This window comes from Microbulbifer agarilyticus (genome assembly GCF_019800665.1).
In the GTDB taxonomy this organism is placed as follows: domain Bacteria; phylum Pseudomonadota; class Gammaproteobacteria; order Pseudomonadales; family Cellvibrionaceae; genus Microbulbifer; species Microbulbifer agarilyticus_C.
In genome coordinates, this window is record NZ_JAHVKO010000004.1 from 338,405 (window position 1) to 360,098 (window position 21,694).

The 21,694-nt window shown below is 56.4% G+C and carries 17 protein-coding genes; 14 read left to right on the forward strand and 3 right to left on the reverse strand.

Annotation, left to right across the window (positions count from 1 at the left end; all coding sequences use genetic code 11):
* The first annotated feature begins 32 nt into the window (after positions 1 to 32).
* The 8 genes from KUV22_RS10865 (at position 33) to KUV22_RS10900 (ending at position 11,309) form a co-directional block, all read left to right on the forward strand.
* Positions 33 to 2,474, forward strand: a complete 2,442-nt coding sequence (locus tag KUV22_RS10865; RefSeq protein ID WP_222231024.1) for a TonB-dependent receptor — start codon at positions 33 to 35, stop codon at positions 2,472 to 2,474.
* Positions 2,475 to 2,582: 108 nt separating this feature from the next.
* Positions 2,583 to 3,392 (forward strand): acetoacetate decarboxylase family protein, encoded by an 810-nt coding sequence (locus KUV22_RS10870; RefSeq protein WP_224918568.1) that lies wholly within the window; start codon positions 2,583 to 2,585, stop codon positions 3,390 to 3,392.
* A 26-nt stretch (positions 3,393 to 3,418) separates the two neighbouring features.
* Positions 3,419 to 4,591 (forward strand): 3-hydroxyacyl-CoA dehydrogenase, encoded by a 1,173-nt coding sequence (locus tag KUV22_RS17515; protein WP_222231025.1) that lies wholly within the window; start codon positions 3,419 to 3,421, stop codon positions 4,589 to 4,591.
* Positions 4,592 to 4,602: 11 nt separating this feature from the next.
* A complete protein-coding gene (locus KUV22_RS10880) occupies positions 4,603 to 5,400 on the forward strand; it encodes an SDR family NAD(P)-dependent oxidoreductase (protein WP_222231027.1) in 798 nt (265 codons plus the stop codon).
* Between the two features lie 5 nt (positions 5,401 to 5,405).
* Positions 5,406 to 6,824 carry an MFS transporter gene (locus KUV22_RS10885; RefSeq protein WP_222231028.1) on the forward strand — a complete coding sequence of 473 codons (1,419 nt, stop codon included), beginning with the start codon at positions 5,406 to 5,408 and terminating at the stop codon, positions 6,822 to 6,824.
* A gap of 29 nt (positions 6,825 to 6,853) precedes the next feature.
* Complete coding sequence (locus KUV22_RS10890) at positions 6,854 to 8,458, forward strand: AMP-binding protein (protein WP_222231030.1); 1,605 nt, start codon at positions 6,854 to 6,856, stop codon at positions 8,456 to 8,458.
* Between the two features lie 101 nt (positions 8,459 to 8,559).
* Positions 8,560 to 10,338, forward strand: a complete 1,779-nt coding sequence (locus tag KUV22_RS10895) for an acyl-CoA dehydrogenase C-terminal domain-containing protein (protein WP_222231032.1) — start codon at positions 8,560 to 8,562, stop codon at positions 10,336 to 10,338.
* Between the two features lie 14 nt (positions 10,339 to 10,352).
* Positions 10,353 to 11,309, forward strand: a complete 957-nt coding sequence (locus KUV22_RS10900; RefSeq protein WP_222231033.1) for an alpha/beta hydrolase — start codon at positions 10,353 to 10,355, stop codon at positions 11,307 to 11,309.
* Between the two features lie 38 nt (positions 11,310 to 11,347).
* On the opposite strand, the gene KUV22_RS10905 is transcribed toward KUV22_RS10900, so the two are convergent.
* The gene (locus tag KUV22_RS10905) at positions 11,348 to 12,181 is read right to left on the reverse strand and encodes a helix-turn-helix domain-containing protein (RefSeq protein WP_222231034.1); all 834 of its coding nucleotides are present in this window, start codon (positions 12,179 to 12,181) and stop codon (positions 11,348 to 11,350) included.
* Between the two features lie 185 nt (positions 12,182 to 12,366).
* On the opposite strand from KUV22_RS10905, the gene KUV22_RS10910 reads away from it, so the two are divergent.
* From KUV22_RS10910 to KUV22_RS10925, 4 genes are all read left to right on the forward strand, one after another.
* Positions 12,367 to 14,169, forward strand: coding sequence for an acyl-CoA dehydrogenase (locus KUV22_RS10910; protein ID WP_222231037.1), 1,803 nt, complete (start codon positions 12,367 to 12,369; stop codon positions 14,167 to 14,169).
* A gap of 33 nt (positions 14,170 to 14,202) precedes the next feature.
* On the forward strand, positions 14,203 to 14,661 hold the full coding sequence (locus KUV22_RS10915; RefSeq protein ID WP_222231039.1) for a MaoC family dehydratase: 459 nt from the start codon (positions 14,203 to 14,205) through the stop codon (positions 14,659 to 14,661).
* A gap of 55 nt (positions 14,662 to 14,716) precedes the next feature.
* Complete coding sequence (locus KUV22_RS10920) at positions 14,717 to 15,631, forward strand: SDR family oxidoreductase (protein ID WP_222231042.1); 915 nt, start codon at positions 14,717 to 14,719, stop codon at positions 15,629 to 15,631.
* Between the two features lie 75 nt (positions 15,632 to 15,706).
* Positions 15,707 to 16,888 (forward strand): acetyl-CoA C-acyltransferase, encoded by a 1,182-nt coding sequence (locus KUV22_RS10925; protein WP_222231044.1) that lies wholly within the window; start codon positions 15,707 to 15,709, stop codon positions 16,886 to 16,888.
* A gap of 49 nt (positions 16,889 to 16,937) precedes the next feature.
* On the opposite strand, the gene KUV22_RS10930 is transcribed toward KUV22_RS10925, so the two are convergent.
* Complete coding sequence (locus tag KUV22_RS10930; protein WP_222231046.1) at positions 16,938 to 17,630, reverse strand: aspartate/glutamate racemase family protein; 693 nt, start codon at positions 17,628 to 17,630, stop codon at positions 16,938 to 16,940.
* 124 nt (positions 17,631 to 17,754) lie between these two features.
* Positions 17,755 to 18,678, reverse strand: a complete 924-nt coding sequence (locus tag KUV22_RS10935; protein ID WP_222231048.1) for a winged helix-turn-helix transcriptional regulator — start codon at positions 18,676 to 18,678, stop codon at positions 17,755 to 17,757.
* A gap of 238 nt (positions 18,679 to 18,916) precedes the next feature.
* Here KUV22_RS10935 and KUV22_RS10940 point away from each other — a divergent pair, with 238 nt between their 5' ends.
* Together KUV22_RS10940 and KUV22_RS10945 are read left to right on the forward strand one after the other, a co-directional pair.
* Positions 18,917 to 20,383, forward strand: coding sequence for a carotenoid oxygenase family protein (locus tag KUV22_RS10940; protein WP_222231052.1), 1,467 nt, complete (start codon positions 18,917 to 18,919; stop codon positions 20,381 to 20,383).
* Between the two features lie 54 nt (positions 20,384 to 20,437).
* Complete coding sequence (locus KUV22_RS10945; RefSeq protein ID WP_222231054.1) at positions 20,438 to 21,670, forward strand: acetyl-CoA acetyltransferase; 1,233 nt, start codon at positions 20,438 to 20,440, stop codon at positions 21,668 to 21,670.
* Positions 21,671 to 21,694 lie beyond the last annotated feature (24 nt).

Here is a 21,694-nt window from a genome sequence, read left to right on the forward strand (position 1 = left end):
AAAACGATAAAAAGGCCTGGAGGTCTACCGGCATGAAGTCCAATTTCTACAAGCGATTCCCAACCCACCGATTGTGTGCGGCCGTGACTGCATTGATAGCAGCGGTACCTGCCGGTGCAGAGACTACTTTGGAAGAAGTCGTGGTCACCGCTAACAAGCGTGAGACCGGCCTGATGGAAACTGCCGCGGCGGTATCTGCTTTCGACAGTAAGGCGCGCGATGAGCTGGGTCTGGATGGCCCGCAGGATCTCGCGGTGCGTTCGCCCTCACTGACTATTGCGCCCAGCCGGGTCAGCATTCGCGGAGTAGGCCGCCCCAACGTGGCGTTGGGCTCGGACCCCGGTGTCGGCCTGTACTGGGACGGCGTCTACAACACGGAAACCGACATATTCACCATGTCGAACTTCCTCGACATCGAGCGTGTTGAGGTCCTGCGTGGCCCACAGGGCACCCTTTACGGTCGCAACTCGATTGGTGGTGCCATCAATCTCGTCAGCAAGCAGCCAGACAGCGAAGAATGGGGTACTTCCATCGTTGCTGAGCTGGGCAACTATGGCCACACGGTGGGCCAGGTGCTGACCACCGGCCCGGTTACGGAAAAGCTTTCAGTCCTTGCCGCAATCTCCGACATTCGTCGTGATGGTTTTCAGGAAAATATTTACAACGGTGACGACTACGACAATCGGGAAAACCAGTACGGCACCATTAGCCTGCGTCATGAAACCACCGATAACTGGACCAATACCGTCAAGGTGATGCGCGCGCAGTCTGATAGCAATCCCTCCAATGGTTACACGTTGGAACCTTTTGCGACCGATTACGTGCAGGAAGTGCGCGATGCTTATGTCGGCACCACGGTGCTGAATTTCCCGGGTATGTATCCGGGGCAGAACTTTGCCAATATGCATCAGGGGATGACTGCGGAAAATCCGGGTGTCAAGAATTCCAGCCAAGTCTCAATCGACTTCACACCGACCCAGACCAGCGAACGTGACGCTGTTTTCTTTACCAGCGAGCTGGATACCGACAGCTTCTCTCTCAAATATACCGCAGGACATTCGAACTTTGATTTCAGTCGTGCGCTCGATGCGGATCTCACTGCTTCCGGCGACTCAGGCCTTGATTGGAACAACCTCTTCCTAACCACTGAGTTTGGTCCGCTCCCAGTTTCTCTGGTGACCGGTATCGGCGCCACGCCTTCCGACCTGATTTTCTCATTTGAACAGCAAGCGGATTTTACCTCGCACGAGTTACAGCTGAGTAGCGACCTGGACGGACCGGTGAATTTTATCGGTGGTCTCTACTATTACAGCAGTGATGAGTTTCAGGACATCAGCTACCAAGAACGCAATGCGGAGCTGATGGCGGTTTACGGAATTTTCGGCAGCTTTATTGGCCAGACGGTGAACCCGGATGGCTACCTCTACAAGGCTACTGCCGACCTCGAAACCACATCTACCGCCGTGTACGGGCAGATGGATTGGAACGTCACTGATGATCTGGTAGTTACCCTTGGGGCGCGTTACTCAAAAGACGAAAAGTCCGGTAATGATCTGACGTTCGCACAGTACGTTGGTGACCCGTCTAGCCCGTTTGTGTCTCGCTCAGAATCCGAGTCCTGGGATCAGCCTACGTGGAAGCTGGGCCTCGACTACACGCTCAGCGAAGACCAATTCCTATATGGCTTTGTTGCTACAGGCTACCGCTCGGGCGGTTTCAATTTCCTTCAGCCCACCGCCAGCACTGATGTGGATATGGTTGAGCCCGAAACCCTGACTTCAACGGAAATTGGCTACCGTGGCAGCTTTGCCGACAACCGGGTGAACCTGAGTGCGTCGGTTTACCATTATGCGTATGAAGATATGCAGGTTCTCAAGCAGACCGTGATTAATGGCGTTGGCCTGGCGAGTTATGAAAATGCCGCCGAAGCCAGTGCTACAGGCTTCGAAACCGAGTTGGTGGCCTTGCTGACCAAAAACTTGATGCTCAGCGGCACATACTCCTACAACAACACCAGCTTTGAAAACTTCTCGTCCGCTGACCTTAACGCCTGTGCGTTGGGCCCACGCGCAGATGGCTTGGTGTTCGACGACCTGTGTATAGCCGAGCAGAATCTTACGGGTAATTCCTTCCCGCTCAGCCCTGAGCACAAAGCCTCAGCCAACCTGACCTACAGCTGGGAAGCCATTGGTTTTCAGTGGAGCGCAACCGGTAGTTACTTGTACACCGGAGAGCAATATATGACGGCCTTCAATCGCGACGATTACGACCTGCTGGATTCCAGCGATCGCATCGATTTGCGATTGAACGTGGCCTCGTTGGATGACACCTGGGAGGTTACTGGCTTCGTCAAGAATCTCAGCGACGACCGCCACGTTACCTACCGCGAGCGTCCGAGCACGGTGACCCAGACTGCTGTGTCGACATTGAGCGATCCGCGTCTTGTCGGCCTCCGCTTGAAGTACAACTTCTAAAGCGGACTAAGGTGTGGCCCCAGAAGGGGTCGCGCCGGTCCATAGAAAATTGCTGCGGCATGCCGTTCATGTTTCCGTTGCCGCTACTGGACTCTTTTTGAGGTACCCATGCGAGACCTGCCTGTAAACCAACCATTTGCCATGCCCGCGCACTTCGGGCCGCGAGGTAGCGATGCCCGCGCCAGTGGCTGGTACCGCGATGTCACTATGATGGTGGTGTCCTATGTTACCGATGGCGAAAAGCTCGCCCTTTACCTACCGGAACCTTTTTCTCTCGATGAGGAGCCTGTGATCACGGTTGTGTACGCCTGCAACAAGCAGGTCGACTGGCTCGCCGGGCATGGCTATAACCTAATCGGCGTCCATGCCAATGCCCGCTTTGATGGTCGGCACGAACAATTGCGTGGCACTTATACCCTGGCGATGTGGGAAAACCTCACGGATCCAATTCTGACTGGGCGCGAGCTGCAGGGAATTCCCAAAATCTATGCCGATATCCCTGAACACACCGTAAACAACGGCTGCTGGCACGCCGAAGCCCGACATTTCGACAACTCGATTGTTAATTTGCAGGTGGACGACCTGCGACCGCCAACGGCCGAAGAGATTGCGGAATCGACCGCGGCACAACAAGGCCGCGATAACCCCATGGCTTGGCGCTATATGCCGGCGATCGGAGGCTTTGGATCCAGCGTTAGTGAAGCCACCACCTTTCCCTCGGAAACCCATTACCACGATGTGCAGGTGGGTAGTGGCAGTGTGGCTTGGCAGAAGCTCAGCTGGGAACAAAACCCAACCCAGTTCCATATCGTCAATGCTATTCAGGCGTTGCCGGTAATCGAGTATCGCCCAGCGATGGTCGCGCGCTGCAGTGTCAACCTGCTAGTACCCGATCGATTGCCGCGCGCGATCCGTTAAGTCCTGCGACGTTTAGGTAAGAAGTAGTGAACCAGAAAACGATAAAAAAAATCTGCTATATCGGTGCGGGCACCATGGGGAGCTACAACGCATTGATTGCAGCTATCGCCGGCTATCAGGTGACATTGTTCGATCAGGACGAAGACGCTCTGCTTACTGTGCGCGCTCGCCAACAGGAAATCGCCGGGCTCCTGATAGCCAGTGGCAAGGTGTCGCAAGTCGCTATCGACAATTGCTGGGCGCGTGTGCGCACATGCTCCGATCTCGCCGTTGCCATTGGCGACGCAGATCTAGTCAGTGAATCGGTCACGGAATCCCTTGAGATAAAACGCACCGTACTGCGTCAGCTCGAGGCGCTGATGTGTCCCGGCACACTACTTACCAGTAACACTTCCGCGCTATTGCCATCGGACATGGATGTGGGGCTCCGTGACGGCGAAACTTTTGCCGCGTTGCATTCTTATCTGGGCGCGCCACTGATGGATATTGTCCCGGGTCCACGTGCCAGCGAACGGGTTGTAGCAGTACTCGAGCAATACGTACGTAGCCTCGGTTGCGTGCCAATGGTGCTGCACAAGGAGTATCCCGGCTATATCCTGAACTCCCTGCTAGGGCCGCTGCTCACGACAGCCATGCTCCTGGTCAGCCGATCGCGGGCGACGGTCGAACAAGTAGACCGCGCCTGGATGCGTCATATGGGGGGTACCATGGGTCCGTTCGGCATGATGGATTTGTTTGGCCTGAATGTCGTACTGGATAGCTGGAAGCGACCCGCACAAACCCACCATCGCGCGCAGTTCAAAGCGGAAATAATTCGCTGCCTGCAGCCAATTGTTGCCGCCGGTCACACTGGTATGAAATCGGGCCAGGGATTTTATTGCTATCCAGCGCCCACGTATGCGTCAGAAAATTTTCTTTGCAGCGAACCAGTATGTGAGGAAATTTTTACCGCACTTATCGGAAGTGTCGTGCAGGCTGGACTACTTATCGTCGCCGATGGTGCTGCCAGCGCGGAAGAAGTCGACCGCGCGTGGCGCATAGGTACCACTTTAAAAACTGCGCCACTCGAGCTGGTCACTACTGGCACAAGCCAAGTGTTGCGAGAAGAGGTACTCTCGACCCGCAGCGATTTGTCGCTACTTAGCGAAACGCAACAGCAACAAGCGCGCGGTGCCCTGGCTGTCACCGCGCCGGCCTGATGGAGGTATCTGTGGATCAGGAGCTCTGCGGAAAAATCGCACTGGTTACCGGCGCCTCGCGCGGTGTGGGTGCAGAAACGGCGCGTCAACTGGCTCGCGGCGGTGCAACAGTGATATTGGCGGCGCGTAGTCGCGAACAAGGCGAAACCGTTGCCCAATTAATTTGTGCCGATGGTGGTAATGCGGAATTTATCCAGCTCGATGTTACATCTCGAGACAGCTGGTGCGCCTTGGTGGCACATGTTATGGAACGCCATGGGGCCCTGCATATCTTAATTAACAATGCAGGAGTGCATATCGCTCGTACATTGGAAAATTGTTCGGAAATGGATTTCTACAAACAAGTAGAAACGAACCTCAAAGGCGTTTTTCTCGGTTGCCAAACTACTCTTCCGCTGTTGCGCGAAAGTGCGGCGCATTGTGGTGATGCCGCCATTGTCAACGTTTCTTCTATCGCCGGACTGGTCGGCGTCGCAAACCAAACCCTCTACAACATGACCAAGGGCGGATTGCAGCTCTTTAGTAAGTCGCTGGCTCTTGAGCTTGCACCACAAGGTGTGCGTGTTAATTGCGTAAATCCAGGCATGATTGAAAATGACATGGGTGACGCCCTGGTAGAACAGTTGGTCAACGAACAAATGTTTGCCGATACCGAAAGCGCGAGTCGCTATCTTCACCGGCAAATTCCCCTGCGGCGTTTTGCGCGCAGTGGTGAAGTTGCGAAAGCCATTACTCATCTAGCCAATCCATCCTCCTCATATATGACGGGTACCGAAATGGTGCTCGATGGTGGACTCACCGCGGGATAAGAACTATGCAAAACGCTTTAAATAAGTCGACAAAAAATGCCTATGGTATGGGGCAGTTTGCCTGGGCGGCGAAGGATTCCTGCTTTCACTACTTCCTGTTTTTCTACTACACACAAATACTTGGGATGTCCCCGAGCATTGCGGGGCTGGCTGCGCTACTGTCAATTATTGCTGATGCTATTTCTGACCCAATTGTCGGGTACTTCTCCGACAAATCACAGTCGCGTCGCTGGGGTCGGCGGCACGGCTTCATGGCATTATCGATTCTCCCGGTATCCCTTTCATTGTTTGCAATTTTTAACCCGCCCGCAGGGCTTCATGATGGCGGCCTATTTGCGTGGTACATAGGCAGTGCGATTCTGGTGCGTACGGCACTGACCTTCTTTGTCGTTCCTCATATGGCAATGGCGGCAGAACTCAGCGACGACTACCATGAACGCACCAACATCGTGTTACACCGAACTTTCTGGGGTTACGCTGGCGGAATCAGCCTGCAGGTCCTTGCCTGGTTTATTTTGATTCCAACTGCCACCAGCAACGGTGACATCGCGAGTGGCTATCAGAACATTGGGCTCGCGGCCGCGCTGCTGGCCGCTGTTGGGATGGCCATTGCTGTGTGGGGCACACGTTCACGAATTCCGTACTTGAAGCAGGCGACGAGCGAACAGAAAAGCCGCGCCTGGTACTGTGCATTTACCGATATCATTCAGTTCTTCAAAATTCCTTCTGCGCGCATCCTATTTTTCGGCAGCTTGATACTGGTGTGTGGCATGGGTACCGCAAATACCATGTTACTGCACGTCAACACCTTCTTTTATGGCTTCAGCAGCACGCAGACAGGCGCCTTCATGCTGTGCGTATTCGTGGCACTAATTCCCGCGACGATATTAACCATGAAAATCACCGCACAGATGGGTAAGCGCCGCACTTTAATGCTGTTCCTTATTACCGCCGCTCTGGTGGGGCCAATACCAGTACTTGCGCGTATTTACGGATTTGCGCCAGCCCCGGGAACGGCAAACCTGCTGATCCTGGTGTGCCTGTTTGTCGTTATTCACCAGACATTTTTTATTGGCGCCATGAGTATCACTGCTTCGATGGCCGCGGATGTCGCCGACGATGTTGAGGCAGAGTCGGGTCTGCGTCAGGAAGGCTCGCTGAACTCCGCGTTGATGCTTATTCAAAAAGTAACGTTTGGCGCAGGCACGCTGTGTGCTGGTTTTATTCTCGACTTTGCCGGTTTTTCCGATTCTGTGGACGCCTCCGGGATCACGATGGATATGTTGGCCCGTCTCGGCTGGGCTTATGGTCCGGGTATTTCCCTTATTGTACTCGGCAGTGTCTACGTTTTTTCTCTCTACCGCTCCCGGCGTGAAGGGGAAGCCTTTCGTGAAATGGACAAGCGCGCGATTGCGGCCAGCTAACCGGTGACCACAAACTGAGATACGAGAAAATGACTGATAATGCCTTCGAATATTCACAGGCGATGCTGCAAAAAATTAATCCGCGGGGGTTTCGGAACCTGGTGGATGCGTTTGATGCTGCTATATCGGCATATGCAGATAAGTCAGCATTCTCCTGCCTTGGACAAACGCTGACGTTTGCGGAATTGGATCGCCACAGTCGAGCTTTCGCAGCTTATCTTCTCAGGGATGGTTTGCAGCCAGGTGACCGGCTGGCGATTCAAATGCCCAATATCCTGGCGTATCCGATAGCTGTTTGGGGTGCTTTGCGGGCTGGTGTGGTCATTGTCAATACCAATCCGATGTACACCGAGCGAGAAATTCGTCATCAGTTTCAGGATGCGGACGTCAAGGCGCTATTGGTGTATGAGGCCTGTCTGCCGGTAACCGCCAAGGTTGCAGGTGAACTCGGCATTACCCGGGTAATCGTTGCCAACGCACTGAAAGCGGACGCCGGGCAGCAACTGCCCGACGAGTGCCCGGAAACTTATGTGACACTCAGTAATGTCCTGGCGCGCCATCTCGACCAGCCTTGCGAGCCGACAGACTGCGCCATGGAAAGCCTGGCGGTGTTGCAATACACGGGTGGGACAACTGGGCCATCAAAAGGTGCCATGCTGACGCACGGTAATTTGTATGCAAGTGCATGGCAGACCACCAGTGCACTGGATGAAAACGAGCGCAATGACGGCGTGGTGATCGCTCCCATGCCGCTGTATCACATCTATGGTTTCACCTGGAATGTTATCAGTTGTTGTATGAATGGCGTGCACTCGGTGTTGATTCCAGATCCGCGCAATCTCGACAGTCTGATACAGGCGATGAAAGCCCATCGTTTCACCGGGTTTGCTGGCGTGAATACCTTGTTTGCGGGGCTGATGCGGCACCCGGAATTTGATGACATTGATTTCAGTGCGCTGCGTGGCTCCATTGCCGGAGGCGCAGCGCTGGTCAGCTCAGTCGCGAAAGAGTGGGAGCGTCGCACGGGCACGCTGTTATTTGAAGGCTATGCGATGTCTGAAACCAGCTCATCACTTACCTGTAATGTGCCGACAGCACATCAAGTAGGTACAGTCGGCAAACCGTTGCCAGCGATGCAGGTCAAGGTCATCGACTCCGACGGAGAAATCCTTGCCGACGGTGAAGCGGGTGAACTGGTGGTACGTGGCCCACAGGTGCTCAAGGGCTACTGGAATCGTCCGGAGGAAAGTGTCGCGGCAATTGACCGCGATGGCTGGTTTCGCACCGGTGATGTCGCCGTGATCCAGGAAGATGGGTTTATACGAATCGTTGACCGTATCAAAGACATGATTTTGGTCTCCGGCTTCAATGTCTATCCAAATGAAATTGAAGATGTATTGACCGCTCACCCAGATGTTTTCGAATGTGCTGCGATAGGCGTACCCGATGAACGCACTGGCGAAGCCATCAAAGTATTCGTTGTCGCTGCCGGTGACTCACGCGATACGGATTCGCTGCGGGAATACTGCCGCAAATTACTGACCCCTTACAAAGTCCCCAAGTACATTGAATTTATCGATGTGTTGCCCAAATCGGCGGTGGGCAAAGTACTGCGCCGCAGCCTGCGTAAATAGTTACAACGCGAATTTCTTCCGAGTCGACCAATAATCTCTGGTAGTGCCTGCTTGATTGACAATCGCAGGTATTTTCCTTGGCTAACAGATGTGAGAACGCCATGCCCTTTAAAGCACCCATCCGCGACGTCCAGTTTCTCGCGGACAAGCTACTTAACGCGCAGCAACACTACGCAAGTCTCGCAGGTGGTGAGCCACTGGATTGCGATCTGCGCAACGCCATTCTCGAGGAGGCGGCGCGCTTTAGTGAAGAGGTGCTTTACCCATTGAATCGCAATGGCGATGAACAGGGCTGCCTGTGGAATGAGGATGGGGTAAAAACACCCGACGGTTTTGCCGACGCCTATAGGCAATATATTGATGGTGGTTGGCCGGGCCTCAGCATGCCCACTGCTTTTGGGGGGCAGGCGTTGCCAAAGTCCCTCGACTTTATGGTGTCCGAATGCTTGAGTCAGGCGAACCACGCGTGGGCAATGTATCCTGGTTTGAGTGCAGGTTGTCGCGGAACGCTGTTGGCCCATGGCACAGAGTCCCAGCAAGCAATCTATTTGCCTAAACTGACCAGCGGCGCCTGGACAGGCACTATGTGCCTGACCGAGCCTCAATGCGGCAGTGACCTTAGTTTCTTACGCACCCGCGCGGAAGCACGGGAAGACGGCTCTTATTCCATCAGTGGTACCAAAATCTTTATCAGCGCCGGCGAACACGATCTCAGTGAAAATATTGTTCATCTGGTACTAGCGCGACTGCCCGAGGCACCCGCAGGTACTCGCGGTATTTCGTTGTTTATTGTCCCCAAGTTTTTACCCGACCGACACGGCGAACCTGGCGCACGCAATGCGGTCCAGTGCGGCTCGCTCGAACATAAAATGGGCATTCATGGAAACGCCACATGCGTGATGAATTTTGACGGTGCTCAGGGCTTTCTCATTGGTGAGCCGCACCGTGGGCTATTGGCCATGTTTACCTTCATGAATTCTGCGCGACTGGGCGTTGCGCTGGAAGGTCTTGCCCATGGCGAAGTCGCGCTGCAGGGTGCGCTCAGCTATGCGACTGAACGCGAAGCCGGGCGTGCGTTATCCGGCGCTAAAGTACCAACGCGCCCGGCGGACAGACTCGTCGTACACCCGGATGTGCGGCGCATGCTGTTGACTATCCGTGCTCTGACTGAAGGTAGCCGTGCGTTGCTACACAGTCTCGGGCAGCTGGTAGACATCGAGCTGGGTACTGATGCTGAGGCAGCGGCTGAAGCTGCCAGTTTGCTCGCATTTTATACGCCAATCGCCAAAGGCTTCATGACCGAAATGGGCATCGAATGCGCGAATATCGGCATGCAGGTCTACGGAGGCCACGGCTACATCCGCGAATGGGGAATGGAACAAAACCTGCGCGATGCACGCATCACCACCATGTATGAGGGCACTACTGGTATTCAGGCACTGGACCTCCTGGCACGCAAGGTGCTGCGCGACCAAGGGGCCTCACTGGAGACGGTCATTGTCCGCATTCGTGCCGACATGGAAGACATGGAGACAGATTATGCCCAACGTCTTTCTGCGCGTCTTGAAGAATGGCAGGCGATCACCGCGACACTATTCAATTCCGTCAGTGAGAATATTGACGAGCTTGGCGCTGCGTCGGTGGATTATCTGATGTACTCCGGCTATGTGTTGCTGGGCTGGCAATGGGGGCGCATGGCCAGTGTGTCCGAAGTACGGGAAGGTGCGGATGCTTTCTATCGTGCCAAGGCCGTGACGGCACACTTTTATTTCGACAAAATACTGCCGCGCTGCAGCAGCCTGGCGGAACAGATACGCGCTGGTGCCGACAGTCTGATGGCGTTGGACGATATGGACTTTGACGTCCTCGCAGGTCGATAACCGGGTGCAAAAGAATGAGCCTGACCGAGCGGCAACTAGCTGAAGACATACGTGGGTTTCTTCAGCTGGTGGAGAGCCTGGAACGTCCGGCACTGACTGACGTTGGTGCCGAAGTGGCGCGCACAGCCGTCAAGACAATGACGCCAGACGATGGCGGTGTACGTCGCTGCCAATCAGAGGACATGGTTTTAGACGTGGCGGGCGGCCAGATACCCCTGCGGATCTACCGGCCGCGAAACCCGCGTGGGGTACTGGTTTTTTTGCATGGCGGAGGTTGGGTGCTATGTGATCTCGATACCCACGATGTATTCGCAGATCAGTTGGCGCACAGCACCCAGTATGTAGTGGTTTCCGTTGGCTATCGTCTGGCTCCGGAACACCCATATCCGATTCCATTGGACGATGCCTATGCTGCGCTTTGCTGGGCTGGCGCCAACGTGGAAGCGCTTGCCCCGGGGTGTTCACAGGTTGCAATTGCCGGTGACAGCGCCGGGGGTAATCTCGCCATTGCGTGCAGCCTTAAGGCCCGCGATCAAGGTGGTCCTCGCATTCTTCACCAATTGTTGTTCTATCCGGTCACGGATATCAGCAGTCTGGAAACACCGTCTTATTCTGCTTTTGCCGATGGCTATTATTTGCGTAAGTCTGATATGGCGTGGTTTGCACAGCAATATGTAGCGGATGCTGGCAGTACCAGCGATCCGTATGTTTCACCGTTGTGCTCAGTAAATCTTCAGGGCTTACCACCGACCTACCTGATCACCGCAGGCTTCGATGTACTGCGGGACGAAGGCACAGAATTTGCGGCAAAGCTGAAACATGCCGGGGTACCCGTTCGTTATGTCTGTTACCCGGAGATGATTCATGGATTCCTGACCCTGGCGAGCAACATCCCGTCCGCCCGCACTGCCACTGAGAGGGTATTAAGGGAGGCCGCACAGGAGCTGGGTTCACAGCAGGTATCAGCGTAAATCTGTGGGGTGCTTCTAAACGCCTCGATTGCTTGTTGTTAATAAAACAGCAGAGGGTGTGAGAGATCGCTATCCAGTGCATCCCCTAGGTCGAGCGCTTCATCTTCCGGATAGAGCGTGTTAATCGCCAAGCGCGGTTCCGACACGTACGATGCGGGGCCCACTGCACCGACGTTCAGGCTGACATTGAAAAGACTCAGAAGTTTGCCCTTGTAGCGTTGCTGAACACGGTAACTGGCCATGGGCTTGAGCTGTGAAGCAATCTGGGCCCAGTCGTCCGGCACACCGGGATGTGCTGCGAGTTCACGCACCATCCCGTGGTAGATGGGATCATCGGTCAATAGGGCCTCCTGCTGGGCATACATCAAGATCATGGCCAGCTTATGCCGCCAGGATTCTTGCGCGGCACCTTCCGACGGACGCCGGAACAAAAACTCGAAATGATTTTTTACTTCGACCAGCTCCTCAGCGCTAACCACCTCTTTGTAGAAGGCCACCCAGCTGCGGTTCACCATCAACAAGCGGCCGTAGCGGTCCATGAGCACTGCTGGGTAGGGGTCCATCGCCTTCAGTGAAAACAGGGTGGCCTTGCGCAGCCAATTGAACTCTGGCGCTTCGAAGTCAACGGCCTGGCTGCGCGCGAGATATCCTGCTGCCAGTCGCAGGTAGCTACTGTCCCGCTCTCCGAGCTGCAACGATTGGGCAATCGCCTCAACCAGCGCTTCACTGGGGCGCGCCTTGCCATTCTCCAGAAAGCTGATATGCCGGGTTGAGGATTGTAGATTGAGCGCCAGCGCTTCCTGGCTCATACCGCGCACCTTGCGCCAGAACCGCAATAGATGCCCAAACGCCGGATAGGCTGTATCGCTCATATTCCCGCCTTAACAAACAGCGCCACGGCAACGTATGCCGCGGGGCTCTCGAACGTGACCTGGCCCAAACTTGACCTGAGAGGTAATGGCCGAGTCTATCAACTGGGTCAACAATACCCAACCGCCCGCAAGCTGGGTGGAAGAATTCCGATAACCGCCAATGCTCAATAAATATTAGGTGACCCATGGCAGCCCAAGCACTTAGTGAACGCGATCTGGCATTCATGCTGTATGAACTCTTTGATGCGGAATCTCTCACGGCCCGTGCGCGCTACGCGGACCACAGTCGCGAGACATTTGACGCAGCTATCCAGACCGGCAAGACGGTTGCGCTGAAACATTTCCTGCCAATCCGCCAGAAGGTCGACACCAATGAGCCCACTTTTGACGGCAAAAAAGTGCACCTGATTCCTGAAATCAAGCCCGCGCTGGATGCGGTGATTGAGGCTGGTCTCGCCGCGCCCTCCAGCGATTTTGACAGTGGTGGTATGCAGTTGCCACCGATTGTCACCAGTGCGGCTCAGGCGCACCTTTTTGCTGTGGCGAGCACAACACTGGGATACATCTCCCTGACCGATGCCAATGCCAACTTGATTGAAGCGCACGGTTCCAAAGAGCAAATCGACACCTGGGTGCGCCCCATGCGCGAAGGGCGTTTTATGGGCACCATGGCGATGACCGAGCCCGGCGCCGGTTCCGGGCTTGCCGACCTCACTACTACTGCTACCCGCGAAGCGGATGGCAGCTATCGGCTGACCGGTAACAAGATTTTTATTTCCGGTGGTGATCACGAGCTCAGTGAAAACATCGTGCACCTGGTACTCGCGCGGGTTAAGGGGGCGCCCAAGGGCGTGAAGGGCATCTCCCTGTTTATCGTGCCCAAATTCCTGCTCAACGAAGACGGCAGTATTGGCGAGCGCAACGACGTGGCCCTCGCTGGCCTGTTCCATAAAATGGGTGGTCGCGGACATACCTCCACCGCGCTGAGTTTTGGCGAAAACGGTGGTGCCAATGCCTATCTGGTGGGTGAAGAAAACAAGGGACTGATGTATATGTTCCACATGATGAACGAGGCGCGCATCATGGTAGGCACCGGTGCTGCCCTCACGGCGCTGACCGGCTACCAGTATTCCCTCGACTACGCGCGTGAACGTCCCCAGGGGCGGTTACTCGGCAACAAGGACCCGGAATCCCCCCCCATCCCGATCATCGAGCACGCGGATGTGCGTCGCATGCTGCTCACGCAAAAGGCCTATGCCGAAGGCGCCTATGCACTGTGCTTGCTCGGCTGCCAGCTGGCCGACGACGAAAAAACGGCAGAAACCGAAGAAGCCCGCACGCAGGCGCACACCCTGCTGGATTTCCTGACCCCGATTATCAAAAGCTGGCCGTCGGAATACGGCCCCAAAGCCAACAACCTGGCGATCCAGGTGATGGGCGGCCACGGCTATATCAATGAGCATCCGGTGGAAATGTTTTACCGCGATAACCGCCTGAACCCCATTCATGAAGGCACCACCGGTATTCAGTCGCTCGACCTGCTCGGGCGCAAGGTACCGATGAATAACTTCGCCGGTTATCAGGCGATACTCAATGAAATGCAGGGCACTATCGACAAAGCCCGCGATACGGAATTGAGTCTGTTTGCTGGGCAATTAGGCGCTGCGCTAACCGAGTTGCAGCAGACTACGACTGGCGTGCTCGGCGCAACCGCCGAGAAAAACATCGATCTCGTTTTCTCCAACTCGGTCAGTTATCTGGAGATGTTCGGGCATATCGTGGTCGCATGGATCTGGTTGCGCCAGGGGCTCGCCGCAGATGCGGGGCTCCAGGCTAATCCGCATAAAGATGACGAGCACTTTTACCGCGGAAAGCTGCAGGCAATGCAGTATTTCTTCCGCTCAGAACTCCCGAAAATTTACCACTGGTCGAAACTGGTGCGCGATATCGACGCTACCAGTTTTGAGATGAAGCCAGATTGGTTTTAAACAAAAAAGCCAGTTATCAATCCAGGAAATAGCATGAACACCGTTACCAAAGAAGCGCTGCTGCAACACGTCGGTACCGAGCTGAAAACCACAGACTGGTTTGGCGTAAATCAGCAACAAATTGACCTCTTCGCCGAGGCGACTCTGGACCACCAGTTTATTCATGTCGATCCCGAGCGCGCGGCACAAACGCCATTTGGCTCGACCATCGCACACGGTTTCTTATCGCTGTCGATGCTGTCCCATTTTGCAGAGACCTTTGGCCTTGCCATCGAAGGCGCTTACATGGGTATTAACTATGGCTTTGACAAGGTGCGTTTTATCGCGCCGGTGAAAGTTGATAGCCGGATTCGCGCCCATGCGAAGCTTGCCAGTGCGGAAGAAAAAAATCCTGGCCAGTTCATGCTGAAGTTTGATGTAACCGTGGAAATTGAGGGTGAAGAGAAACCTGCACTCAAGGCAGAGTGGCTGACCATGCAAATGGTTGCATGAATGCAACCATTCACAGTGAAAACTGACAATACAATTATTTCAAGTGAGAAAAACAATGACAGTACGTTTTGACGGCCAGGTGGCCATCGTAACCGGCGCCGGTAATGGTCTTGGTAAATCCCATGCGTTGGCACTGGCCGCACGTGGCGCGAAAGTTGTAGTCAATGATCTGGGTGGCGCCCGCGACGGTAGCGGTGCGTCTTCAGAGGCGGCGCAGGCAGTAGTGCGGGAAATTGAGGCCAACGGTGGTGAAGCCATCGCGCACGGTGCCAACGTAGCCAAGTTTGACGAGGTGCAGGACATGGTGCAGCAGGCCATGGACAAGTGGGGCCGCGTCGACATCCTGATTAATAACGCCGGTATCCTGCGCGATAAATCCTTCGCCAAAATGGAATTGAGCGATTTCCAGATGGTGATGGATGTGCATGTGATGGGCTCGGTGAACTGCACCAAGGCGGTGTGGGACATTATGCGCGCGCAGAATTACGGTCGCATCGTGATGACCACTTCTTCCAGCGGCATGTATGGCAACTTTGGCCAGTCCAACTACGGTGCCGCCAAAATGGCAGTGCTAGGATTTATGAATACCCTGGTGCTCGAAGGCGCGAAATACGATATCCGTGTGAATGCGCTGGCGCCGACGGCCGGTACCCGCATGACCGAGGATCTGATGCCTCCAGAGATACTCGGTATGCTGACACCGGAATCGGTAACCGCCGGTGCCCTAACCCTGTGCCACAAGGATGCCCCCAACCGCTTTATTCTGTGTGCCGGTGCGGGTGGTTACGCCAGTACTCGACTCTTCGAGACCGCGGGCACCTTTATCCCGGCCGATGCGCAAACCCCCGAGGCGGTGCTCGAAAGCTGGGACAAAATTTGCGAACAAAGTGCACAGGGCGAACTCGCCTCGGGCGCGGGACAAACGGAAAAATTCCTCACTATGGCGATGGCCAGCACCCAGCCGGCGTGATTTGGCCCAAGTAATTTCAACCTGTCTGCCGCATCCACGCATATGTGTGGGTGCAGACTCGAAGAGCGTTTATCTATGAAAGAAGCGGTTATTGTCTCAGCTGCGCGCACGCCCATTGGTCGCGCTTATCGCGGTGCGTTTAATAATCTGGAAAGCCCGTCGCTTGCGTCCCATGCGGTAACCGCCGCGGTCGCGCGCGCGGGTATTGATCCCGCAGAAGTTGACGACTGTATTTTCGGTGCGGCGCTGCAACAGGGCAGTCAGGGTGGCAACCTTGCCCGCCAGGTTGCCCTGGCCGCAGGCCTGCCGGTAAGCGTCAGCGGCATGACCATTGATCGCCAGTGTGCTTCCGGCCTCATGTCGATAGCCACCGCGGCCAAGCAGATCGTCGTCGATGGTGCGCCGGTGGTTGTTGCCGGGGGTTGTGAGTCCATCAGCCTGGTGCAAAACGAGCACATGAACCTGCACCGTGCGGCAGATCCGACGGTACTGGCAAAAGCGCCGGCCATTTACATGCCGATGTTGGATACCGCCGAGGTTGTTGCCAAGCGCTATAACATTTCCCGGGATGCTCAGGACGAATACGCGCTGGAATCCCAGCGCCGTACCGCCGCGGCCCAGGAGGCCGGTAAATTCGATGATGAAATTGTTCCGGTGACGGCGACCAAACTGGTGGCCAATAAGGAAACTGGCGATATCAGCGAACAGGAAGTGACGCTGGCCAAGGATGAGGGTAACCGGCCGGGTACTACCCTTGAGGGCCTAAACAGCCTGAATGCAGTGCGCGAGAACGGTGTGATTACTGCAGGCAATGCCTCGCAATTGTCCGACGGCGCTGCTGCGGTGGTGATGATGGATAGCAAGCTGGCCGAACAGCGCAATCTGCAGCCGCTCGGGGTCTACCGGGGTATGGCTGTAGCCGGTTGTGAGCCCGATGAAATGGGAATTGGGCCGGTATTCGCGATTCCCAAGCTGCTAAAGCGCACCGGCCTGAAAATGGACGATATCGGTTTGTGGGAACTGAACGAGGCGTTCGCGGTGCAGGTGATTTATTGCCGTGATCAGCTGGGCATTCCAGCTGACCGACTCAATGTAAACGGTGGCGCCATCTCCATTGGTCACCCTTACGGCATGAGTGGTAACCGCATGACCATGCATGCGCTCATCGAAGGCAAGCGTCGCGGTGTGAAATATGTCGTCGTCACCATGTGTGTTGGCGGTGGTATGGGTGCCGCGGCCCTGTTTGAAGTCCTCTAATCTGAATGCGGCAAGGCGTCTTTCGCCCGGCTGCCATTCGCACCAAGGTTCAGGCCGCTTCCAGTGACTGCGCCTTGAGCAGAGCCAGCATGCGCTCCGACGGCAGGAACAGTTTGATGCCGTCGCAGTGCTTGAGTAGCTCGGCGTAGAAGTAGTCAAAGTGGGTGCAGCCTAGGATCAGGATCTGCACCCCGCTTTTCACCAGTGCCGCCGCCAGGTCATCCAGCGCGTGCTGCTGCACCAGTTCCGCTGGTGATACCCCGTCTTCGATATCTTCCACAATCTGCAGGTTGCCGATGCCGATGACCTTGGCACTGCGGTTGCGCAGCAGGATTTCCCGCTCGATGTTGGCACAGCTCTGGCAGTTGGCGGCGAGCAGGCCGAAGTTGCGATAGCGCTGGGTCAATTCCGCGTACACATCCAGCGGTGACACCACCGGGATCGCGACGGTGCTGCGCACGGTATCCAGGTCCACGGCACCAGACAGCGAGTTGCAGTAGATCATTGCCGCCGCGGCGCCCTGCTGCTGCAGGGACTCAATCGCATCGATCAGCTTCTGGGTGAGAGCGCCGCGCTCCAGCGCCTGCAGCTGGGTTTGCGCTTGCGGTGACGCGGACAGGGAGATGCCCAAGCCCGCTACTTGGCGGGCGGCGAGAAAGTCGAGTCCAAAACGGGTATCCGTGGCGGTGCCAGCAACCACGCCGATGGAATACTCATCATTGTAAATGTCATTTCGGAGCACATCTCACCTCGAATCTGTTCGAAATTGCGGATGTGCATATTTATCCACAAGTGGCGCGGTCAGTCGAGGTAAATCCGCACTGTGGATGACTGGTAAGGCCTGGCTGGTATCGGCTAACCGGCGCTCAGCTGGTGGTCAGTCGCGAAACATCCCGTGGCCAGGGTTTTTGCCCACACTCACCGCATACCACATCGATTACCAGAGGCTGCCCGCAGCCCTTGTGCCGCAAGGCCAGCGGCCGCTGGTCTGGGGGCAAACGCTGCTCCGCCCACTGTCGCATCACCATGACCAGCGGGTACAGGTCCCTGCCCCGTGGGGCCAGGCGGTATTCGTAGCGGGGCGGGTTTTGTTGGTAACTGATGCGCTCCAGCACTTCGGCCTCGACCAAGAAGCGCAGGCGCTGGGTCAGGATGTTCGAGGCGATGGAGAGATGTCGGGCGTAGTCGTCGTAGCGGCGCACCCCGAAAAAGGCGGCAATCAGGATCAGCAGGGTCCAGCGGTCGCCGATCAGATTGCTTACCGTGGCGAGGTCGCGGTCACTGCCCGTCGCTTGTTCGGCGCGCACGCGGCGCTGCCCGCCGATGGACCGCAGCTCTTCAAACTGTGGCTCCAGCCCCGCTGCGGGCAGGTCCCAGTCGACGGAATCCAGTGTGACTTCTTCGGCGCAGGCGCGGCACTGGGCGCGAGGGTGCAGTGGGCTCCCGCACACACTGTGGCGCAACCGCGCGGGCAGTTGCTCGCCGTGGGCCCAGCGGGATTCCCACTGCCACGCCAGCAGTGATGCACCGAACAATTCCTGCCCTGTGGCTGTGAGTCGGTATTCGACCCGCGAACCGGTGCCGTAGGCCTTGCGGTACAGCACGTCCGCGTCAACCAGTGCAGCAAGGCGACGGGTCAGCGTGGCGCGGCTGGCACCGGTGTGCGCGCGAATCTCTTCAAAGCGGCGCCGCCCCAGAAACGCATCCCGCAGGATCAGCAGCGACCAGCGGTCCCCGATTACATCCAGCCCGCCGGCGATGGCGCGGTTAATCAATAATCCCGAATTCATGGCGCGATATTAGCGCATCCCGCCGTTGTGGCGTATTCCCCGTAATCAGTCTTTTAGTGCTGGTGATCCTATCCGATCACTGACGCCTAAATTGGCATCCAATTCTCTATCTAAATGCATACTTGATCGAATCCGGCCGATCTGTTTTTATTATTAGTATCATAATGCAAGTTACTATTTACCTGTTACTTAGACGTAGCCTAGACATAACCCTATTGAGGCCCTGAGCACTACCGGTATGGATATCAAATATAAGAACACCGTCCCCAGTACCCTCCAGCCCAGCATGCACCCCTACCTGAACGGTGCCTGGACCCCGAACTTCACCGAATTTACCGCGACGGACCTCGAGGTGATCGGTGAGATACCGCGGGATATCGACGGGGTGTATATCCGCAATACGGAAAATCAGGTGCACGAGGCGATCGGTGTCTACCACCCGTTCGATGGCGATGGCATGTTGCACGCCATGAGCTTCCGCGATGGCAAGGTCGAGTACCGCAACCGCTTCGTGCGCACCAAGGGGTTCGAAGCCGAGCAGGAAGCTGGCGAATCGCTGTGGGCGGGGATTGCCAACAGCGTGCACAAATCCAAGCGACCGGGCTGGGGCGCGCAAGGCGCGGTCAAGGACGCCTCCTCCACGGATGTGGTGGTGCATGCGGGCAAGGTACTGTCGACCTTCTGGCAATGCGGCGATGGCTACCGTCTCGACCCCTATACCCTGGAGCAGGAGGGTGTTGCCGGCTGGGCGCCGGTCGATGGTATTTCTGCGCATCCCAAGGTGGATGAGCGCACCGGCGAGATGCTGTTCTTCAACTACTCCAAGCATCCGCCCTACCAGCACTACGGTGTGGTGGATAAGCACAACAAGCTGGTGCACTACACCCCGGTGCCCACCCCCGGGCCGCGCCTGCCGCACGATATGGCGTTTACCGAGAACTACTCCATTCTGGTGGACCTGCCGCTGTTCTGGGACGAAAACCTGTTGAAGGACAATATCCACCGCGCCGGTTACCACCCGGACATGCCTACCCGCTTTGCCATTTTGCCGCGCTACGGCAAGGCCGAAGACATCCGCTGGTTTGAGGCGGCGCCCACCTATGTCCTGCATTGGATGAACGCGTACGAAGAAGGCGATGAGATTATTCTCGACGGCTACTTCCAGGATGCGCCGGTGCCGGAACCTCTGCCGGGCCTGCCGGAAAAAGTCGGGCGCATGATGGCCGGCATCGATATGCATTCGTTCAAGTCCCACCTGCACCGCTGGCGCTTCAACCTGAAAACCGGTGAGACCAAAGAGGAGCGGCTCGACGATCGCGTGCTGGAATTCGGCATGTTCAACCAGCGCTACGCCGGGCGTAAATCCCGCTACCTGTATTCCGTGTGGGGAGAGCCCGGTTGGTTCCTGTTCTCCGGCATGGTCAAACACGATCTGGAAACCGGCGAGAGTTGGAGCCTGCCGTTTGGCGAGCAGCGGTTTGGCAGCGAGTCGCCATTCGCACCGCGGGTAAACGCCAAGGACGAAGACGACGGTTATCTGGTGAGCTTTATCACCGACATGAAAGAAGACCGCTCCGAGTGCGTGTTAATCGATGCGAAGGACATCGAGGCGGGACCGGTGTGCCGCATTATCCTGCCGCACCGGATATGCAGCGGCACCCACGCCACCTGGGCCGACGGCCCCACTCTGCGTGGCGATCGATAAGCGCGCGGGGATCAATAAACACAGAAAGTCACAGCTAATTAAGGGGAGAACACCGTGGCCACCAGTTCCATCTATATCCTGGGCGGCGCGCAAAGTGATTTTGCCCGCAACTGGGCGCGCGACGGTCTGTCCCTGTTTGATGGCTTTGCCGAAACCCTAACGGCCGGTCTGGAAAACACCAAACTGGATCCCGCAGAAATTGAAGTGGGCCATGTGGGCAATTTTGTCGGCGAGTTGTTTGCGGGCCAGGCACAGCTGGGCGGCTTCTTTGGTGAAGTGGACCCGGCGCTGCATTACCTTCCCGCCTCGCGCCATGAGGCCGCCTGTGCATCCGGCTCCATGGCACTGCTTGCCGCCATGGCCGACTTGCGTGCCGGCAATTATCAGCTGGCGGCGGTGGTGGGCATCGAGCAGATGCGCAATGTGCCCGGTAACGAGGCCGCGGCCAATCTGGCGCCGGCCGCCTGGAACGGTCGCGAATGGACCGATGCGGAATACCTGTGGCCCTGCGCCTTTGCCGAACTTATCGATATTTATCGCGCGCGCCACGGGCTCGACAAGGCACACCTCGCGGCAATTTCGCAAAAGAACTTCGCCAACGCCCGGGTAAACCCCAATGCCCAGTCCCGTCGCTGGCAATTTGCCGACAACAGTTTTGCCGAGGATGACAGTGCAAACCCAACCGTGAGCGGCGACATCCGCCGGCACGATTGCGGGCAGATTACCGACGGTGCCGCGGTGGTTTTTATTGCGACTGAAGAGCGCGCCCAGGAATACGCCCGCGCTCGCGGCCTGCGCCTCGAAGACATACCGCGCATTAAGGGCTGGGGACATATCAATGCGCCCATGCTGTTTTCGCACAAACTCAAACTGCAGAACCCACAGGGTGTTTTATTCCCGCATGTGCAGCAGTTGTTTGCGCAAACCCTGGCCCGTGCCGGCATGCACAGCGTACGCGATGTGGACGGACTGGAAGTACACGACTGCTTCAATATCACCGAATACATGATTCTGGATCACTGCGGACTTGTGCCGCCGGGCCAACTCCACCGCCTGATCGAGGAAGAAACTTTTGCGCGAAATGGCGCATTGCCGGTCAATGCCAGCGGCGGCCTGATTGGCCTCGGTCACCCGGTGGGTGCCACCGGTGTGCGTATGGCCCTGGATGGCTATCGCCAGGTAACTGGCAGCGCCGGCGAAAACCAGATCGCCAATGCCAAAAACCTGATGACGTTTAACCTCGGTGGCAGCACCACCACCTGTGCCAGCCTGATTATCGGCCGCTAACTAAAAAACCAGATAAAAACCAGA